This is a genomic window from Pleionea mediterranea, from assembly GCF_003148745.1.
GTDB lineage: Bacteria > Pseudomonadota > Gammaproteobacteria > Enterobacterales > Kangiellaceae > Pleionea > Pleionea mediterranea.
The window spans coordinates 1-17289 of sequence record NZ_QGGU01000005.1; the positions used below are offsets into that span (position 1 = coordinate 1).

17 protein-coding genes are annotated in these 17289 nt (G+C 43.9%); 7 read left to right on the plus strand and 10 right to left on the minus strand.

Going from position 1 to position 17289, the window contains the following annotated elements; all coding sequences use genetic code 11:
• Window positions 1-544: 544 nt before the first annotated feature.
• The 6 genes from C8D97_RS07165 to C8D97_RS07190 form a co-directional block, all read right to left on the minus strand.
• Window positions 545-1138, minus strand: coding sequence for a tetratricopeptide repeat protein (locus tag C8D97_RS07165; RefSeq protein WP_109763365.1), 594 nt, complete (start codon window positions 1136-1138; stop codon window positions 545-547).
• Between the two features lie 416 nt (window positions 1139-1554).
• Window positions 1555-1749 (minus strand): hypothetical protein, encoded by a 195-nt coding sequence (locus tag C8D97_RS07170; RefSeq protein ID WP_109763086.1) that lies wholly within the window; start codon window positions 1747-1749, stop codon window positions 1555-1557.
• Between the two features lie 49 nt (window positions 1750-1798).
• Window positions 1799-2107, minus strand: coding sequence for a hypothetical protein (locus C8D97_RS07175; RefSeq protein ID WP_109763087.1), 309 nt, complete (start codon window positions 2105-2107; stop codon window positions 1799-1801).
• 172 nt (window positions 2108-2279) lie between these two features.
• On the minus strand, window positions 2280-3182 hold the full coding sequence (locus C8D97_RS07180; protein ID WP_109763088.1) for a hydrogen peroxide-inducible genes activator: 903 nt from the start codon (window positions 3180-3182) through the stop codon (window positions 2280-2282).
• Between the two features lie 152 nt (window positions 3183-3334).
• Window positions 3335-4348, minus strand: coding sequence for a M14 family metallopeptidase (locus C8D97_RS07185; protein ID WP_109763089.1), 1014 nt, complete (start codon window positions 4346-4348; stop codon window positions 3335-3337).
• A gap of 82 nt (window positions 4349-4430) precedes the next feature.
• A complete protein-coding gene (locus tag C8D97_RS07190; RefSeq protein ID WP_146196108.1) occupies window positions 4431-5990 on the minus strand; it encodes a glutamate-cysteine ligase family protein in 1560 nt (519 codons plus the stop codon).
• Window positions 5991-6197: 207 nt separating this feature from the next.
• On the opposite strand from C8D97_RS07190, the gene C8D97_RS07195 reads away from it, so the two are divergent.
• On the plus strand, window positions 6198-6575 hold the full coding sequence (locus C8D97_RS07195; protein WP_170115172.1) for a PilZ domain-containing protein: 378 nt from the start codon (window positions 6198-6200) through the stop codon (window positions 6573-6575).
• 97 nt (window positions 6576-6672) lie between these two features.
• Here the strand turns inward: C8D97_RS07195 and C8D97_RS18025 are convergent, their stop codons facing one another.
• Window positions 6673-6939, minus strand: a complete 267-nt coding sequence (locus tag C8D97_RS18025; RefSeq protein ID WP_146196110.1) for a hypothetical protein — start codon at window positions 6937-6939, stop codon at window positions 6673-6675.
• A gap of 188 nt (window positions 6940-7127) precedes the next feature.
• Window positions 7128-8489 carry a DNA repair protein RadA gene (radA, locus tag C8D97_RS07200; protein WP_109763092.1) on the minus strand — a complete coding sequence of 454 codons (1362 nt, stop codon included), beginning with the start codon at window positions 8487-8489 and terminating at the stop codon, window positions 7128-7130.
• A 98-nt stretch (window positions 8490-8587) separates the two neighbouring features.
• Here radA and C8D97_RS07205 point away from each other — a divergent pair, with 98 nt between their 5' ends.
• From C8D97_RS07205 to C8D97_RS07225, 5 genes are all read left to right on the plus strand, one after another.
• The gene (locus tag C8D97_RS07205; protein ID WP_109763093.1) at window positions 8588-11080 is read left to right on the plus strand and encodes a PilZ domain-containing protein; all 2493 of its coding nucleotides are present in this window, start codon (window positions 8588-8590) and stop codon (window positions 11078-11080) included.
• A gap of 102 nt (window positions 11081-11182) precedes the next feature.
• The gene (locus tag C8D97_RS07210) at window positions 11183-12535 is read left to right on the plus strand and encodes a 3-deoxy-7-phosphoheptulonate synthase class II (protein ID WP_210204884.1); all 1353 of its coding nucleotides are present in this window, start codon (window positions 11183-11185) and stop codon (window positions 12533-12535) included.
• 83 nt (window positions 12536-12618) lie between these two features.
• Window positions 12619-12930: a hypothetical protein gene (locus C8D97_RS07215; protein ID WP_109763095.1), complete on the plus strand. Its 312-nt coding sequence runs from the start codon at window positions 12619-12621 to the stop codon at window positions 12928-12930.
• A gap of 251 nt (window positions 12931-13181) precedes the next feature.
• Complete coding sequence (locus C8D97_RS07220; RefSeq protein ID WP_109763096.1) at window positions 13182-13448, plus strand: DUF2970 domain-containing protein; 267 nt, start codon at window positions 13182-13184, stop codon at window positions 13446-13448.
• A complete protein-coding gene (locus tag C8D97_RS07225) occupies window positions 13445-13750 on the plus strand; it encodes a DUF5808 domain-containing protein (RefSeq protein WP_109763097.1) in 306 nt (101 codons plus the stop codon). The genes C8D97_RS07220 and C8D97_RS07225 overlap by 4 nt, the downstream gene beginning before the upstream one ends.
• A 28-nt stretch (window positions 13751-13778) precedes the next feature.
• Here C8D97_RS07225 and C8D97_RS07230 read toward each other — a convergent pair whose 3' ends face one another.
• Window positions 13779-14654, minus strand: coding sequence for an alpha/beta hydrolase family protein (locus tag C8D97_RS07230; protein ID WP_109763098.1), 876 nt, complete (start codon window positions 14652-14654; stop codon window positions 13779-13781).
• Window positions 14655-14843: 189 nt separating this feature from the next.
• Window positions 14844-15224 (minus strand): phasin family protein, encoded by a 381-nt coding sequence (locus C8D97_RS07235; protein ID WP_109763099.1) that lies wholly within the window; start codon window positions 15222-15224, stop codon window positions 14844-14846.
• A 292-nt stretch (window positions 15225-15516) separates the two neighbouring features.
• On the opposite strand from C8D97_RS07235, the gene C8D97_RS07240 reads away from it, so the two are divergent.
• The gene (locus tag C8D97_RS07240; protein ID WP_170115173.1) at window positions 15517-17241 is read left to right on the plus strand and encodes a PHA/PHB synthase family protein; all 1725 of its coding nucleotides are present in this window, start codon (window positions 15517-15519) and stop codon (window positions 17239-17241) included.
• Window positions 17242-17289: the final 48 nt, after the last annotated feature.

Consider the following 17289-nt stretch of genomic DNA (forward strand, 5'->3'; position numbering starts at 1 on the left):
AACAATGTACAACGGCGTCAAAACGCTTATTGGCCTCCTCCAAAACTTGAACAAAGGCTTTAAAGTAACGTTCATCATGAAATATTGTTTGACGACCCCGACCACGATTCATTACGTGGTAGAAAGCGCCTTCATATTCTAGTCGTTCGGCTCTTGGCATAAAGACAGTTTAGCAGAGAGTTAATATAAAACAATAATCCTGACCCCTTATTACTCTATAAAGACAGTTTAGCAGAGAGTTAATACAAAACAATAATCCTGACCCCTTATCTTACTCTTATTACTCTGACCTTGGCATAAAGACAGTTTAGCAGAGAGTTAATACAAAACAATAATCCTGACCCCTTATCTTACTTTCTGACCCCTTATCTTACTTGACCCCTTATCTTACTTTATAATCCTGACCCCTTATCTTACTTTTTTTCTTCGACCAGAAAAAAAGTGGGTCGGGATTATTCTACATAGTATAAAGCCATCCCTTATATTTCAATGACTCCGTATATGCGTTAGTCCGTATATTCGCTTTATATATTTATTCACATAGCTAATAAGAAAAATAATCACTTTTCACTAGTTCATCAAACAACTTTCTTGCCAACACTTCATTTTTATCAACCCCCTCTCCAACCTTCAACATTTCAACCATAAAATACTTTGCAGTGTCACTTCCTTTTTCTGCACTTTTACTAAAATATTGATATGCTTTCTTTTTATCCACATCAACTGAAAGTCCATACCTATAAAAAACGCCGAGATTTTGATAGTCGGCTTGTGTATAGTTACCTATTTCTTTCTTCTCTAATATTTCAATTGCAATTTTGGCAAAGAAACTAGCTTTTTTATTATTCTTTTTTCCATCCAAGCCCTTAACATGCCTCTCTACATTAAAATACACAGCAGGTAGAAAGTTACTCAATGCACTCTCATCAATCAGACCCCAACCTTTTTGTATATCTACCTTAGTTACAATCAATGAAAATCCATAATCAAACTTTGAGTCAGAAGTCTCACATAAATTATTTTCGCAATACTCAATGATTTTTACATACTCACTTTCAGAAAACCATTTTCCCGTATACATACTTTTTTCAATAGGCATATTTAATAAGCTAACAAAAAGCAAAATAGTAACTAACATAGTTTCCCCAGCATGTTACAAGTTTTTTGACCAACAGTTAACTCTCCTTTCGGACAATGAATTGGTAAAACTGTAACACCATTAAGTAATTGATTTGGCTTTGAATTCATAAGAAGCAGAGGGTCGGTTATACATAGTTTAAAGCTCGCAAAGCTTGAGCCATTAACTTATACCACTCCCAGTCTTGCTTAAACAGCTTCTTCATTGCCGCCACAACATAAGAAACGCCAGCTTCAGATAAGTCAAACTCCTGAAAAATCTCTTTGAGACTTAAGTCACCAATGTGTTGATTCAGATTTACAGGAACTTAAGTGACCAAATCTTGATATATACTTTCATACTGACTTAACAACTTTCCGACGATAACAACATTCGACTCGGCCAGGTTTTACAATCCGGCTGTCTTTATTTTCAGTTTAAGGCTCGTAACGATTCTCTTTTATCGGTGCCAGTAGTGCATAAAAAATCCATGCAAACCAGGATATAAAAATCATCGCCAGTAACCAGGCCAGCTTTTCGGTGCCAGATACTTTGCTGGAGGTAATCACAATTAAAAAAGGCAATAACCAGATCAGTGCGATAAGAAAAATTAAAACGATACCCACTTCCATTACTCACTCCTTAATAACGAATAACTGAATTTTTTATCCACCACTCAACTTATTGAGCGGTGGTTTGTTTAAACTGGCAAACGGGCAATTCTTGACGTTGTTTTAGTGACAGAACAGAAGCTTTGCAACCAAGGCCGCTTTCGGTAATTTGTCGTTCATACTCCAATTTCTCGGACTTGCATTCACACTGCAATCCTTCCAGTTTGTAGTCGCCTTCTAAAATCACATCGTCCAGTACAATTGGAGTGACTGGTATCAAATCATCACTGTTGGGGAACATTGCGTATATTCCAAGGGCAATCATGGTGATTAACACCACCGCAATTGCACCACCTAACAGCGCCACTATTACTCTCATATTCTCTCCAGTGGTTAACTTAAAGCATTTTTAACTTTTAAATTAACTGTCTAATTATAATTTTTACTTACAGTTTCTATACACGATTTCTATTTAAGATTTCTATTTAAGATTTCTATTTATGCGTTTTATCGAATGTTGTATCGATTACCGAATGCTGTCGACTGAACATTCATTTTAGCGTTAACAGCTTTTCAGCCAGTAACCCGATATTACGATAACACTGTGCACGGAAACTGGTTTTGCGCCAGATAAAGCCTATTTGACGCTCAGCGTTTTCAAACGGCATATCCAGCGCAATCAAATGGGTGTTTTTAAGCAAGCCGGCTTCTATTGCCATATCCGGTAAAAAACTTAAACCTTCACCGTCTTCCAGCATGGTTACCAGTGTCGTCAGACTGGTGGCTTCAAACGGGTGAATTTTTTCTGTTTTCGATAAGCGACAGGCCTCCAGCGCATGGCCTCTTAAACAATGCTCTTTTTCCAGCAGCATCAGGCTGCCGTCGGGCACCTGTGTAAAATCTTTTAACTTTTCCAGATCTTTTTTCAGCTTGTTGTGGGCCACCAGCTTAAAGCGATCTTTGCCCACGTTCATCACATGGAAGGAGCCGGTATCAATTGGTAATGCCAAAATCGCCACATCTATCTCGCCTTTTTCCAGCTGTGACATTAATTGGGCTGTAGTATCTTCAACGAGACGAAGTCGTAAACGGGGGTATTCCTGTCGGCTGGCTTTTGCCAGACGCGGCAGTAAGAAAGGTGCAATGGTGGGAATACAGCCCAGTCGAACATCGCCCGCCATGACATCACCGTCTGCTTCAATCAACTTAATCATGTTGATGGATTGATCGATGATCATTCGCGCCTGCTCAACCACCAACTCGCCCATGGCAGTAAACATCAGCTTGCGGTTATCACGTTCGATCAATTGCTGCCCCACCAACTCTTCCAGATTATTGATGGCCACCGACAGGGTCGACTGACTGATATGACAGGCCTCGGCTGCGCGATTGAAGTTTTGCTCTTTATGCACCGCCAACAGGTATTGCAACTGTTTGATACTGGGTAGATTCATTTTTATATTCGATAATTTATATTATGGCTATCTATTTTATCGAATATTGCAGCAATGAGAAACCATCAGCCAAACGGCAGTCAAAAATAGGCGAGTTTAGGAATGAAATTTTGGTAGAAGGCTCAGATAGGAAAATCTAGAAAAACACCGGCTCAAGTAACGGGGACGGCGTAAAACAGACAATCGCTTAAAGCAATATCCGCCCGCGATGTGGCCATAAACAGTTGCAACCGGCTTTTTGCCAACAGACGATTGTTGTCGTCGCGCTCAAACATATCGTTAATCACATTAATGCCCTTATCATTCATCGCCTGTAAACTGTCGGTCATTTTAGGGTGCAGCCAACCAAGGCAGGTGCCGGGTTCAATGGGGTGCTGGTTTAATTGTTCAATACGCGTCAGCAATGTAATGCCCACATCCGGCTCGGCACTGTCACCGTAACAGAGTGACACTCCTTCTCGCGCGGTTACCCGAATCGGCTGAACAAAAACCTGCAATTTATCATCCGCCAGAGCCGTTAAATCCGGACACTCGACAAAGGCTTTCAGTCCATGGATGGCCAATTGATGTGATTCTGATTCTTTGGCACCGCCGCACTCAATGGTTACCACCGGGCAATTAAAATTTTGTTCCATCAGTGCGCCCACACTCAGGTGTGTGATGATCAGTTTTGATGTAAACAAGCCGGCAATTTTTTTAATCGACGATTGATCACTCACCGCCACAGCAAACGAAGGACTACTGCCTGACGTATTGTGCAAATCAATCACCGCTTCAGGTTTTCGATCACGAATGTAACCGGTAATATTTTGCGCCAGCTCACTGACCCTGTCGTGGGTATTGGTTAATCCAAAACGACGGTTCAAATCAAATTCACCGGGCATAAACCTATGAGTAAACATAGGTTCCTGTCGTGCTGCCCGAACCGACGAAATAATCAAAGCGACATTGGTCGCCGGAGCCTGTTCTGTTAATGCATTTTTTAAATATTCATAAGCGGCGATCAAACCCGAAGGCTCGTTACCATGAACCAACGCACTCACCACCCGACAACGGGAAGAATCCTTACCCTTAACTTCAACCACGGTGGCTCTGGGCATCTCAAACAGCCAACTGTGCAAGGTTTCGGGTAAATCCAGATCATCGGCTTGAATGATATTTAACATGACACCTCGTTCGTTATTAAACGGTTACTTTTATTTATTGACCAGCACTGTATTCATTGACCAGAACGGTTTTATTCAAACATTATTTTTTAACGGACCAGCTTCCCACCGGAACTTCCGTTGCTTGTTGTCGTATGTAATGCTCCAGCATCGAACGGCAGGCTTGTTCGCGATCGTTGTGTTCAGAAAAAACATCCACCATCTGCTTTTGCCAACGCGCGCCTGTCATTTTATTTTCGAGTCGCTCCGTGATTATCGACAAATATTTTTTGACTTCGTCAGGTGCAATACCCAACTGCAGCAAACCGCGTTCCGCCACCGGCATCATGGCCCATAACACATCCATGATTGCCATTTCTTTTGCCTGATGTTTTTTAGGATCGGTCCAGACAATGGAAGCATCCAGCCCATGTTGTGCTGCGCGATAAAAATTATATTCCGCAAATCGAAACGGCATTACGGCCATAAAGTCCCGAATGGAATCTTTTAAACCTATGGCAAGTCCTGTGGCAAAGGCCGCATTCGCGCACATATCAATATGGGTAGGCCCTGCTGCTAACGCACGCATTTCAATTCGTACATGCCCGCCCTGGCTGTCGCAATACACAGGTCGGTTCCATGGCCAGGTTGTTCCCAGATGCAACGCCAGTTCTTCATGTTTTGGTGTTTTTCCGGCGGCGAAAATCGATTCCGGATTTTCGTCCGATAAAATGGGAAAAATAGGTGGAAATAACGCTACGGTTTCCGCAAACAACTCCCAGGCGTCGTCGCGTACCCAGCCATGGCCAAAGGTCACCCGAGATGGCTCTCGCCAGTCGACGGTATTGCGTGAACGACTGTCAATCGACTGTTTAAATAACGCAATGCGTGTTTCGTCCCATAATTTTTTTTGCAATAAAATAGGTGAGTTGGCCGACACCGCAACGGCTAAACAGGAGGTCAGCTGAATCGCATTAAATACGTCGGCAAAGTCCTCGTGCTCAACCATCAAGTGAAATTGAAACGAAGTATTGGCACCCTCCAAAGCAACATGTTCACTGGTAAGAAACAGCTCTTCGTCTCCCCGAATATGCACTTTAAAATGTTCACCGCGCATTTTAAATAACTGTTCGGATAAGGATCGGTAACGGGGTAGATCGGTCATTGATTGATGCGATAAATCCTGATGCATTAAGGTCGGCAGAATACCAATGGGGATAATTCGTGCATCAAAGGCTTCGGCACTTTGACGCAGCCGCGACATATAACCATCCATCTGCGCTTGAAGTTGACTGAAAGCATTGGCCGCTAACGGAACCGGATCGTAATTAATTTCTAAATTAAATTTGTTCAGCTCCACCGTATAGTTTTCGACCTTGGTATGATCGATTAGCTGGGTGTTAATTGGTAAAACGTGACCCTTTGCATCTATGATGTAGTTTTCCAGCTCGGCGCCAATTTTTTTTGCACCCTGACCAAAACCCGGTGATTTAATTTGTGTTTTTAACACATCCAGTGATTGATAGAGTCGCTCGGAAAACTCGGCAAAGTCATGCTCGGTAAAATTTTCCTGATCAATTTCCAGTCCCATTAACCGTCCTCTTTTTTGTTTTAAGCCAATACCCAGATGATGCAGTAAACAATAGGTTTTGTATTTAGCCAAGCTTTATTAAAGCCAAACTCTTAACTATCATCCGTCGAGCGAAGCACTGCCCCAGACAAGACAAGTTTTTGAAACAGACAATGTTTGCCTGCAGGCTCTGATTATAGCCTAACGGTTTTTCAGTCAGTTTCACACCCTGAGTTTAGTATGCAGAATGGATTAACTTTTGCTACAGTTATGACAGGCCTACCAACCGGAATACAGCCCATGGACTTAACAAGTGATCGACGGCAGTTTCAACGCATTAATTTTGACAGGCAGGCTCACTTAACACTGGCTGATCAATCGTTAGTGTGTGAAATCATTGATCTGTCGCTGCATGGCGCGCTGGTGAATTTATCCGACTCAAAAATGGCTGAAAGCAGTTTAATAAATCAGACCGGACAGCTCACGTTTCACCTGGGTGATAAAGATCACAGCATCAATATGACGGTCACCGTTAGCCACCATGAGCAACAAAATGTCGGGCTGGAATGCACCGACATTGATCTCGACAGCATCAGTCATTTACGGCGCATGATCGAATTGAATACCGGCGACAGCCAGCTTTTAAAACGCGAATTTGCCGCCTTACTCAATCCCTGAGGTACTTTTATAAATTATTTATTCCTTATATGCATGAAGTATTATTCGATCTGGCAGCAATATGAAAAGAACACAACTTAAGAGGTCAGTCGATATTTTAAAACCATGAATTCAAAAACAGATTAACATCTACGTTTCTATCATTGTCTCTGTTTCGCCTTTTTCGGCGACCTTCTTTTCCAAGAGCCGAAAAGAAGGCAAAAGGCCCTACGCTCCAACAATTAAGCCCTGCGGGTTCCTCAAAATCACTCATACCTGTCAACACACCGTTATTGACAGCCTTCCATGGCTGACAATAACTTCCACTGGCGTCCATGCCAGTGGATGTGTGCGGTATGAATGATTTTGAGCTTAATTGAGTCACTCTAAAACCAAAAAAAACATCTATGAAAAAACTATACCACCTGTTTACCTAGTGCTATTTAAATTGGCACTGTAAGATCAAACCAAAATTTTTACGCTTATATTGCCTTATAAATCGAACACGTTAAAACGCGTTATGACTGGATTTACTTATAGATTCGATTAACCAAGCCCCCAACAATCACATGATTAACTCAGGTATTGCAGGGCTTCTTCGAGACGCTTAACCCCTATCAACTCCATGCCATCTACGGGTGTTTTCGGTAAGTTACCATGAGGGATTATCGCTCGTTTGAATCCGTGCTTTTCTGCTTCCTTGAGTCGTTCCTGCCCATTCGGTACCGGGCGAATTTCGCCGGCCAGGCCCACTTCGCCAAATACGATTAAATCCTGCTCCAAAGGACGGTTTTTCAGGCTTGAAATCACCGCACTGACCAGTGCAAGATCGGCACTGGTTTCCATCACCCGAACGCCGCCCACCACATTAACAAATACATCCTGATCATAAGTGGCAATGCCGCCATGGCGGCTTAATACTGCCAATAACATTGCCAACCGGTTTTGATCCAGACCAACGGTCACTCGCCGCGGATTACCAAGGTGGGTTTCATCCACCAGCGCCTGCACTTCCACCAGAATTGGCCGGGAACCTTCCCAGGTCACCATTACCACACTGCCAGAAACACGCTGTTCAAAGCGGGATAAAAAGATAGCCGATGGGTTTTTAACTTCTTTTAATCCGGCTTCGGTCATGGCAAACACACCCAGCTCGTTCACCGCACCAAAGCGGTTTTTTACCGCTCGAAGTATTCGGTAACGACCGTCGCGCTCGCCTTCAAAATACAACACCGCATCCACCATATGCTCAAGTACCCGCGGGCCGGCAAGTGCGCCATCTTTGGTCACATGCCCCACCATAAACAGCGCCACATTGTGCTGTTTGGCGTAACGCACCAGTACCGCCGCGCTTTCTCGAACCTGCGCCACACCACCCGGTGCCGACTGCAACTGCTCGGTGTAAATGGTTTGAATCGAATCCACCACCATTATTTTCGGCTGTTCGATTTTTGCCTGCGCTAAAATCGACTCCACCTGTGTTTCCGTCAACAGTTTTAAAGCATCGCCATTCAACCCTAGTCTCTGGGCCCGCATGGTGACCTGTTGCAACGACTCTTCCCCTGTTACATAAAGAGTTTTCTGCTGCTGACTTAACAGGCACATGGCCTGCAGTAAGATGGTGGATTTACCAATGCCCGGATCACCACCAATTAAAATCACCGAGCCGGGCACCAGCCCGCCGCCCAATACCCTGTCAAGCTCGGTCAGTTGGGTACCCACTCTGGGTACTTCCTGCAAGTCCACTTCGGCCATGGTATGCACTCGCGTCTGCTCACCGGCGTAGCCAGAAAATCGCTCTGAACGGGATGACTTGGCAACCTGTGCCTGCTCCACGAGGGTGTTCCATTCACCACAGTCATTACACTGCCCGGCCCACTTTGGCTGAGCTGCGCCACAAGCATTGCAAACGAACTGAATTTTACTTTTAGCCATCAATCTCTACTTAATAAATACGATAAGGTACTGAATTATCTGAAATTTGCACTACAATTGTTGATAGAATCCGGATTCCAATTACACAGGACACAACCTTGTCTGAAGAAAACGACAAATTGGTCATAGCGCATTATAAGAGTGTCGGCCGTCATGGCAAACAGCTTATTGAAGAAGATGTTCAGGCAGGTTCCGATACCGCCAAGTTTTTGGAACGCATGGAGCAACGTCGGCTCGCCACCCCCTGTAATATCGCCATCGATATGCGTGGCAAGGTCGACGATGAATGCGAAGCCTATGAATTTCAGTCCATCGTTCATCATCTGGATGAAAAGTGCATTGAGATTTTTGAAACAGAAGCGGCCCGGTATGATGGCAAATACACCGTTGGTGTGTTCGAAAAAGTTATGTCGGCGGAACATACCCACAAAGCCCAGCACGAGAAAGAACAGCAACAGCGTCGGGCCGAGCAACGCCGACAACAACAAATTGCGGCATTAAAACAACAGCAACACGCCAATGACGTTAAAGATCCGCTGTTTATGAGTAAAGAACAACAGGCGGAGCAAACAGACAATACAAAAGCGAGTGATACAACACAGGATCGGAAATCAGATACGACTGACGAAGATGAAGAAAAGCACGAAATTCAACTGATCCCTTTTGGTTATCGCAGTCAACGCAAAGAAAATCGGCTTAATTACACCAGCAGCATTCGCGCTTTTTTAAACGATGGCCGTGAAGTCACCGGCAAAACCACCGATGTGTCCTTAACCGGAATTAAAGTCAGCCTATTCTCAAACATCGAACCCTTAGCTAAAAAGTCACCCATTCAAATAGTGTTTACCGCACTCGAAGAGCAACACAATAAATCCTTCGGCAAAATAGAATACCAGTTAATTGCCCAGGAGAAAGATCATCATGATCGGGTTCAACTGCGTTTGTTGCGTGTTGATCAATCAGAAAATGAATCCTTTAATCAGTTTATTGTTGAATTTATCAAGAGTTATCGCTCGCGTTATAAAATAGAAATGGAAGACAAGCTATTGTCACTCTATGCCCGCGCATTCGAGCGAATATACACAGCGGCAGCACCCATCACCGCCTGCTTATTGCACATTAATAATGGCGATACTCAATGTTTATATACCGTTACCCGTGCCGAAGAAAAAAATGCCTTAAAAAGTCCGCTGATCTCTTCAATGGCGGCAGCTCTGCCAGAACTTATCGGTAAGACAAAACAACAAACGCATCTATTGCTGGAAACCATGGTGATTAAAGATAACAAACGCCACAGCATTTATTGTGCGGAACGTGAGCAATTGATCAAACAGGAACTGATCGATCAATTTTTAAAAGCTGGCAGCCAGAGTCATATGATTGCGCGCATTCAGATAACACTGCAACCAGTGAGCGCTTACGATTTAAACCAGATGTCCAGTTACCTTGAACCATTGAATGAAATTGCGCCGGTACGAGTGGATAAAATCAATCAACATTGGCAAAGCATGACGCACATCGCTTACTTTTCTATCGTGGAACAAAAGCTCAATCCAGAAAGCCGGTTAACCAGTGACGATAAGCAACTTGAAGCCCTGTCGGAATTTAAACTCGACGATTCGCGTCAAAAGGTTTGGCAGTTAGGGTATCGACCAGCGCGTAAAGAACCACGTTATCTTTATTCCACCGAAGCGGTGATCAATGTTGACAACCAAAGTTTCAAAGGCAAAACGCTCGACTTTTCACCCTCGGGTATGCGCATTCAACTGCAACAAACGTCTTACATTCCAACCACATTAGAACTGAATAAGTTAATAACCGTGACACTTCCGGAAATGCAAAAGCTGGCAAAAAAAACCGCAAGCTTAAAAAACTTATCCTATCGCATTACACAACGCCATTCGCATCAACAATCCATCAGTTTGAAACGCGACTTTAATATTAAAAACCATCATGGCGAACTCTTCTTCACTAAACTGATTAAAACCAACCAATCAAAACTCAAAGAGTGCGCCGAAGAACTGGAGTCCACCACCATGGCCTCCATGCTGGAAAATATGATCAGCTCATATTTGCATGGGATCCCGTTATTTTTAACCCGTTTCCCCGGTGGTCTTTACGCCATTGACAGTGCTGCGGCCACAGAAAATGCCAACCCGCTATTATGGCGCTTTAAGCAGGAACAGGGGTTTGATTTTGAGCCGCTTAATTTAAACGAGTTTTTTGCCGAAGTTTTGCGCGGCAAACTGAATCGGCGAAGCCAGTTATCAGAAGCCTACACCACTCGACTGTTTGCTAAGTTTTCCGGCGATGAAAACGAAGGCCTTAGTCTTGAAGTAACCCAAGAAAGTGCCATGAAAGACACGCGCGAAGTTGCCCGATTTATTTTACTGAGTCGTAAAAATCCTAACTACCGCATTTTGCACGCACACTTTTTGCCACCGCCTTACATAAAACTGGAAGAATTTAGCGAAGAGTTAAGAGAAATACGGCATAACTCCTCTATGCGAGCGAAAGACTTTGAACAAAAGATCCAGCAACTGGTGGCCATTGTCGAAATTGAAGATATTTCTGATTTTTATCGCGTTTAATCTTATAAACATGCGAATAAATCGAGAAATGCTGTGCTTTTACCGGCCTCAGCGTTAAGATCGGCTCACTAATGATCAAGGTTACTTATTGCACCTATACCCATGTGGACTCCAACATCCTGGCAAACTAAAACCATTGAACAGCAGGCCGAGTATTCCAATCAGGCCGAGCTGGACGATGTTATTTCCGAGCTCAGCGAGCTACCGCCACTGGTAAGTGCTCAGGAAGTACAAAAACTCCGGCAGCTCACGGCTCAGGCTGCCAAAGGAGAGGTGTTCTTATTGCAGGGCGGCGACTGTGCCGAATCCTTTGCTGACTGCCACCAGGCATCAATCAGCCGAAAACTGCAACTGATGCAACAAATGAGCTTACTGCTGATGTACGGACTCGGCCGGCCGGTGGTTAGAGTAGGTCGAATGGCCGGACAATACGCCAAGCCTCGATCAGCGCATACCGAAACCATAGATGGCACCAGCCTGCCCAGTTATCGGGGCGATCTAATCAACAGCGCCGAATTTTGTGCGGTAAAACGTCAACCCGATCCTTCACGTTTGCTCAAAGGCTACAGTTTGGCGTCTTTAACCCTTAATTTTATTCGCACCACCAGTCCGGAGGTGTTTCAAAAGCTGTGTCAGGCGCAGCAGTGGGACAGCCGTCAAATTCTGGGCGAACAGCCTTCAGCCTTTGCAGAAACACTGAATAAGGTGCAAAAATCGTTTCAATTGATGCATCAGTTGTCGCCATCTCATTGGCAACCGTTGCAGGAATTTTATACCTGCCATGAAGCATTACATCTGCACTACGAACAGGCGCTTACCCGCAACATAGATCAACAATGGTTTAATCTTTCCACCCATATGCCCTGGGTTGGTATGCGTACTGCCAAACCCGACTCGGCCCATATCGAGTATTTACGCGGCATTGAAAACCCCATTGCGATAAAAATAGGCCCGCGCATGACCGAGCGCTGGCTTTGCGGCATTATCGAACAGCTCAACCCAATCAATGCACCCGGCAAAATCACTCTGATCACCCGTCTCGGTCATCAACAGGTGGCCAAAAAACTGCCCGAATTGATTAAATTAATGCAACGACAGGATTACGCGGTAACCTGGTGTTGTGATCCCATGCATGGCAATACTCAAATTGCTCAAAATGGCATAAAAACCCGCCATTTCAGTCACATATCGTCCGAGCTGCAACAAACGGTGTCACTGCATCAACAACACGCATCGGTGTTGGGAGGCGTCCATCTTGAGCTAACCGGAGAGATGGTTACCGAGTGTGTTGGTGGCCATTGCGCCATACAGGAAAAAGACCTGAAGACCGGTTATACCTCGCTGGTGGATCCCAGATTGAACCCAGCACAGGCCATTGAACTCTCTCTAAACCTAATGAAAGCCTTTGAAAATCAAGGAGTTACCCAAGGTTTTCCAAGCGTTAAAAATTACTAGAATATTATGTAAATTAGGTCGATTTTTTATTCATTATTGGTTACACTTAAATCACGTTAAATTGATTAAAAAGTAGGCAGCGCATGAAAAGCTTAAAATCCGCACTGAAAGCCACTTTCCTGATTGCGACCCTTTCGCTATCAGCATCAATTTATGCAGATTCGGCGCTGGATGCTGCCAAGCAACCACTCGAAGAAAAAGATCCCAAGCAATGCCTCAATGAGCTCAAAAAAGACAAAGCCCATGCCAGTGACGGTACCGATGAACTGGTGCTAACGGAAGAACAGAAAGCCGAGTTACTGGAAAAGAAAAAGCTCAGCTGGTTTGAGAAAGTTGTTAAACAACACAAACTGGGCTCGCTGCACTTTCAGGATATTATTGAATTGTTTCACTAGCAGGGTCTTTACGGATTAGTTTACCAATAGGCAATCTCACGACTCTCTATAAAAACCTCTCTATTTAATAAATAGCTCTCTTTAAAAGCCCCACGACATTAAACGCCTCCACGCTAACCCATTCTATTTCTGGATATAGTTTTACATGATAGTTTTCAAATTTTTCATTAGTCTTTGGCTCGATGATTTTTCTGTTAAGCATTTTTCGCTATACTGCAGGCCAACACCCTTCCAATCGATAAACACAATATATGGCCGATAATCAGCAAGATGATCAATTAAATAACCAATCTGACAATAACGATAACTCAGACAATAAACCGGGCTTTTTTTCGGTGTTACAAAGCGTGATCGCCGCCATGTTCGGCGTACAAAGTGATTCCAAACGTCAGCAGGATTTTGAAAAAGGCAACGCCGCCGAATACATCGTGGTGGGTATAATTATGGTTGTCGTATTTATCTTAACCATTATGTGGGTGGTCAATAGCGCTATAGATGATTATAAGGCGATAAATTGACACACGATGATGCGGAAAAGTTAAGAAAAAATAACCGTCACTGGTATTTCGGAGTCATCTATAAATGCCCACAAGACCCTCGATTATTGGTTAAAAATAAATTCTCAATCGGTTGGACCTGGAATTTTGGACATCCCTATGTATTGCTCGCAATCATTGCGACGGCAATTTTCGTGTTAGGTGTTCCTTTTGCTCTTGCCGCACTTAAGTTAGCCACCTTAACCGGACTCATTGTTTGTTTTTTATTGTGTTTACTGCTGGTTGTTTTACTTGCTCGATATGTGGCTAATGGTCCTCGTTAATCATCAAAAACAATCATAACCATTCCAGCTACAGCGCTTTCATCCAGTCCACCGTTTTTTGCCACAATGCTTTGGGTGCTTTCGATGAAAAAAATCCAAAGTGGCCTATTTTATTTACGTTAAAATCTTCCGGTTGATAAACACAGCGTTCAATTTCCGTTTGACCATTTTGATAATGCTTAATCAGCCCTTCAACGGCAGTTTCAGGAGCTAAATCGTGATCATCACTCATAATGATAAAGCGTATTTTTTTCTGCTGATGAAAATGGCCTTTTAATGGCCGTCCCTTTTCATCACAAAAATAATCAGGGTAGGTACACCATTTACCCCATTGTCTGGCAACTTGTCCGGGAATATGGCTTTTTCCGCCCAATAAAATACCCGGCATATAACCCAGTACACGGGTTAATATAGGTACCAGACAATACCAGGCAAATAACATTTTCGGTTGAAACCGTCTCGGAAAATGTTTCCAGAAGCCTACGCCTGAAGCCACATTTAACGATGCCATAAATTGATGGTTGTTCGATGACAATCCCTGTAACTGACCACCAAGCGAATGCCCAAGGGCAATCATTCTGTGATCGGGATAATTGGCTGACAGCCAATCAGTAATCGCTGGGTAATCCAGCTCTCCCCATTGCCACAAGGTAATGTTGCGCCAGTTTTTACAATAACTGTCGCCAATACCTCGGTAATCGTAAGTCACCACGGTAAAGCCCTGTTCAGCCAGATATTGTGCAAAAGTTCGATAAAAACCCCGGGTGACAGCCATGGCAGAATTGATTTGAATGCAAATACCATTGGCCAATTTTGGAGTAAACAGAGTGGCGGCTAGAACCTGATCATCTTTTGCAGTAATGCTGATATTGGTTTGAGAGGCAGTTTGTTCGGAGTTCGACATGGCTACTTTTGATTTTCACGATTTTTGATTTAGATTAAAAATGATTGGCATAACTTTGACATTCCAACCAAAGCTCCGACCAGTTGAAAAGCATTGTGGCACGAATCGAAACACTGGCACAAATAAAAACGCCAGCACTAAAGGCTGGCGTAATACGTATTCATAGAAAGCTAATTGTTCGTTATTTCGTTATTTCGCTTTTCCGCTTTTCGGCTCCGCTACTTGTTGCGCATTAAATGATTGAGCTTTTTCGGCGAAAAGCTGCTGCCACTCACTTGAAAACGCTACCCCCAGCTCAACCATCTGCATTGAATCTTTAAGCAACTTTTCAGACGCTGTCTGGCTGGCTTTTAGTTGTTCATCTGCCATGCCCTGTAAATCATCCAATGATGTTACTTTTGACGCTTTTTCTAACTGCTGCAGGCCCATTGTGGAATAGTCATTAATCAGGCTGAGTTGCTTCTGCCCAAGTTTCTGCATCTGACTGGTCGCTATCTGATTGGCCTGTAGCGCTGGTTCAAATAAGGTCTTGCTTTGCTCTACTGCCGCATTAAACATCTGTGCAAACATGGTCTTATCTCCTTGAGATGATCGAAACGAATCAAATGTTGCAATACAGCATAGTCGGTTTAATGCTGCACTGCAATATACAAAATTGATTATTTAATGAACATTTTGTGACAGTTCAGCAATCCCTGATAAAAATACTGATTTCCAATCCTCTTCTCGTCTGTCAACAAAAAGACTGCTTCCCTACTATTATTTATCACCAAAATGACGTAAAAATGACATTTTCGCGATGCAACATAACGCTAAGTGCCGTTATCTTTAGCTGTTAAATTAAATGCCAGAGGAGTCTGACGTGTCAGAAAATGAGTCTCAGCAAGCCTTTACCCAAATGATCAAGCAACTCGGTCAACAGATGGTTGATGCTGGCCAGCTTATGCAGGATAACGCCGAAAGGTTTTGGTTTAATGCGCAGCGTCAGTCATTGATGATGCAGGAAATCAGTGATGCCATCACCGAGCTCAGCAAAAATCCCCAATTATTACAGCAGTATCAACAACAGATTTTTCAGGCACTTTCAGAACCCAGTGATTCTCAAGTAGAAAAAAAAGACCGTCGATTTCAACACGAGGCCTGGCAGCAACCCGGTTTTGCCGAGTTAAAGCAACTTTACTTAAGTTTTTCGCAGTTAACTCAACAGTTGTTCAATGATCTGCCAGAGCAAGACGCCGCCAAAAAGCAGCGCCAGCAGTTTTACATTCGGCAATGGTTATCAGCCATTTCACCCAGCAACTACCTGATGACCAACCCCGAAGCCCTGCAACAGGCACAAAACACCAATGGCCTCAGTGTGTTGCAAGGCATTCAAAATTATCTGGATGATATGAAACGCAATAAAGGCATGCAGAATATCCGCATGACCGATCTGTCTGCATTTGAACTGGGTAAAAATATCGCCTGCACGCCAGGCAGTGTGATTTTCCAAAACGATTTGTTCCAGCTCATTCAATACACACCCACAACTCAAAAGGTTGCGCAAAAGCCTTTGCTGGTGGTGCCACCCTGGATCAATAAATACTACATTCTTGATTTGCAGGCGCATAACTCCTGGGTGAAATGGGTGGTTGATCAGGGCTTTACCGTTTTTATGATTTCCTGGGTAAACCCGGATAAGCAGCATAAACATCTGGCATTTGACGACTATATGAAACAGGGCGTTGTTGAGGCGACCAACGCTATTGAACAACATACCGGTGAGCAAGCGATCAACGCAGTTGGGTATTGTCTCGGCGGTACACTGCTCGGCTGCACGCTGGCCTATATGAAAGCCAAAGGCGATCAACGTATTCAGTCGGCAACTTTCTTTACCACCTTGCTGGATTTTAGCGATCCGGGTGAACTGGGTTGTTTTATATCGGAGCAGCAGCTGGATATATTGGAACAACAAATGGCGCATGAAGGTGTGCTTGACGGTCGTTCGTTAGCGCTTGCTTACAACATGCTACGTGAAAATGAGCTGCATTGGTCCTATCATGTGAATAACTACCTGCTTGGGAAAGAACCGCCAGTGTTTGATTTACTCTACTGGAATTCCGACGCCACCAACCTGCCAGCGAATATGCATCGTTTTTATCTGCGCAATATGTATCAAGAAAACCGGTTAAAAGATCCGAGCGGCATTACGCTGGACGGCACGGCCATCGACATCAGCAAAATTGATATCCCCAGCTATTTTTTATCGGCTCAAAAAGATCACATAGCCCTCTGGAAAAGCACTTATCTGGGCGCACAACAATTATCCGGCAATGTCGAGTTTGTATTATCAGGCTCCGGACATGTGGCTGGCGTTATTAATCCACCAGAGAATCAAAAATACAGTTATTTTACTCACCCGGAGATCAGCAGCAGTGCCGACAACTGGTTATCCGCAGCACAGGAAACAGAAGGCTCCTGGTGGGAACATTGGCGCGACTGGTTAAAACAGCACTCGGGTGACTCAGTTGCCGCCCGTGCGATTAACGATGGAAAGCTACCGGCTTTAGAGCCCGCGCCCGGTGAATACGTTAAGAAAAAATGTTAACCGCTCATTCAACCGAACAGCCATAAAAAAACCGCCGTATTTAACAGA

Excerpts from the sequence above, each read along its gene's own strand:
- C8D97_RS07165 (WP_109763365.1), bottom strand. The coding sequence starts at position 1,138 with ATGTTAGTTACTATTTTGCTTTTTGTTAGCTTATTAAATATGCCTATT.
- C8D97_RS07170 (WP_109763086.1), bottom strand. The coding sequence starts at position 1,749 with ATGGAAGTGGGTATCGTTTTAATTTTTCTTATCGCACTGATCTGGTTA.
- C8D97_RS07175 (WP_109763087.1), bottom strand. The coding sequence starts at position 2,107 with ATGAGAGTAATAGTGGCGCTGTTAGGTGGTGCAATTGCGGTGGTGTTA.
- C8D97_RS07180 (WP_109763088.1), bottom strand. The coding sequence starts at position 3,182 with ATGAATCTACCCAGTATCAAACAGTTGCAATACCTGTTGGCGGTGCAT.
- C8D97_RS07185 (WP_109763089.1), bottom strand. The coding sequence starts at position 4,348 with ATGTTAAATATCATTCAAGCCGATGATCTGGATTTACCCGAAACCTTG.
- C8D97_RS07195 (WP_170115172.1), top strand. The coding sequence starts at position 6,198 with ATGGACTTAACAAGTGATCGACGGCAGTTTCAACGCATTAATTTTGAC.
- radA (WP_109763092.1), bottom strand. The coding sequence starts at position 8,489 with ATGGCTAAAAGTAAAATTCAGTTCGTTTGCAATGCTTGTGGCGCAGCT.
- C8D97_RS07210 (WP_210204884.1), top strand. The coding sequence starts at position 11,183 with ATGTGGACTCCAACATCCTGGCAAACTAAAACCATTGAACAGCAGGCC.
- C8D97_RS07215 (WP_109763095.1), top strand. The coding sequence starts at position 12,619 with ATGAAAAGCTTAAAATCCGCACTGAAAGCCACTTTCCTGATTGCGACC.
- C8D97_RS07220 (WP_109763096.1), top strand. The coding sequence starts at position 13,182 with ATGGCCGATAATCAGCAAGATGATCAATTAAATAACCAATCTGACAAT.
- C8D97_RS07230 (WP_109763098.1), bottom strand. The coding sequence starts at position 14,654 with ATGTCGAACTCCGAACAAACTGCCTCTCAAACCAATATCAGCATTACT.
- C8D97_RS07235 (WP_109763099.1), bottom strand. The coding sequence starts at position 15,224 with ATGTTTGCACAGATGTTTAATGCGGCAGTAGAGCAAAGCAAGACCTTA.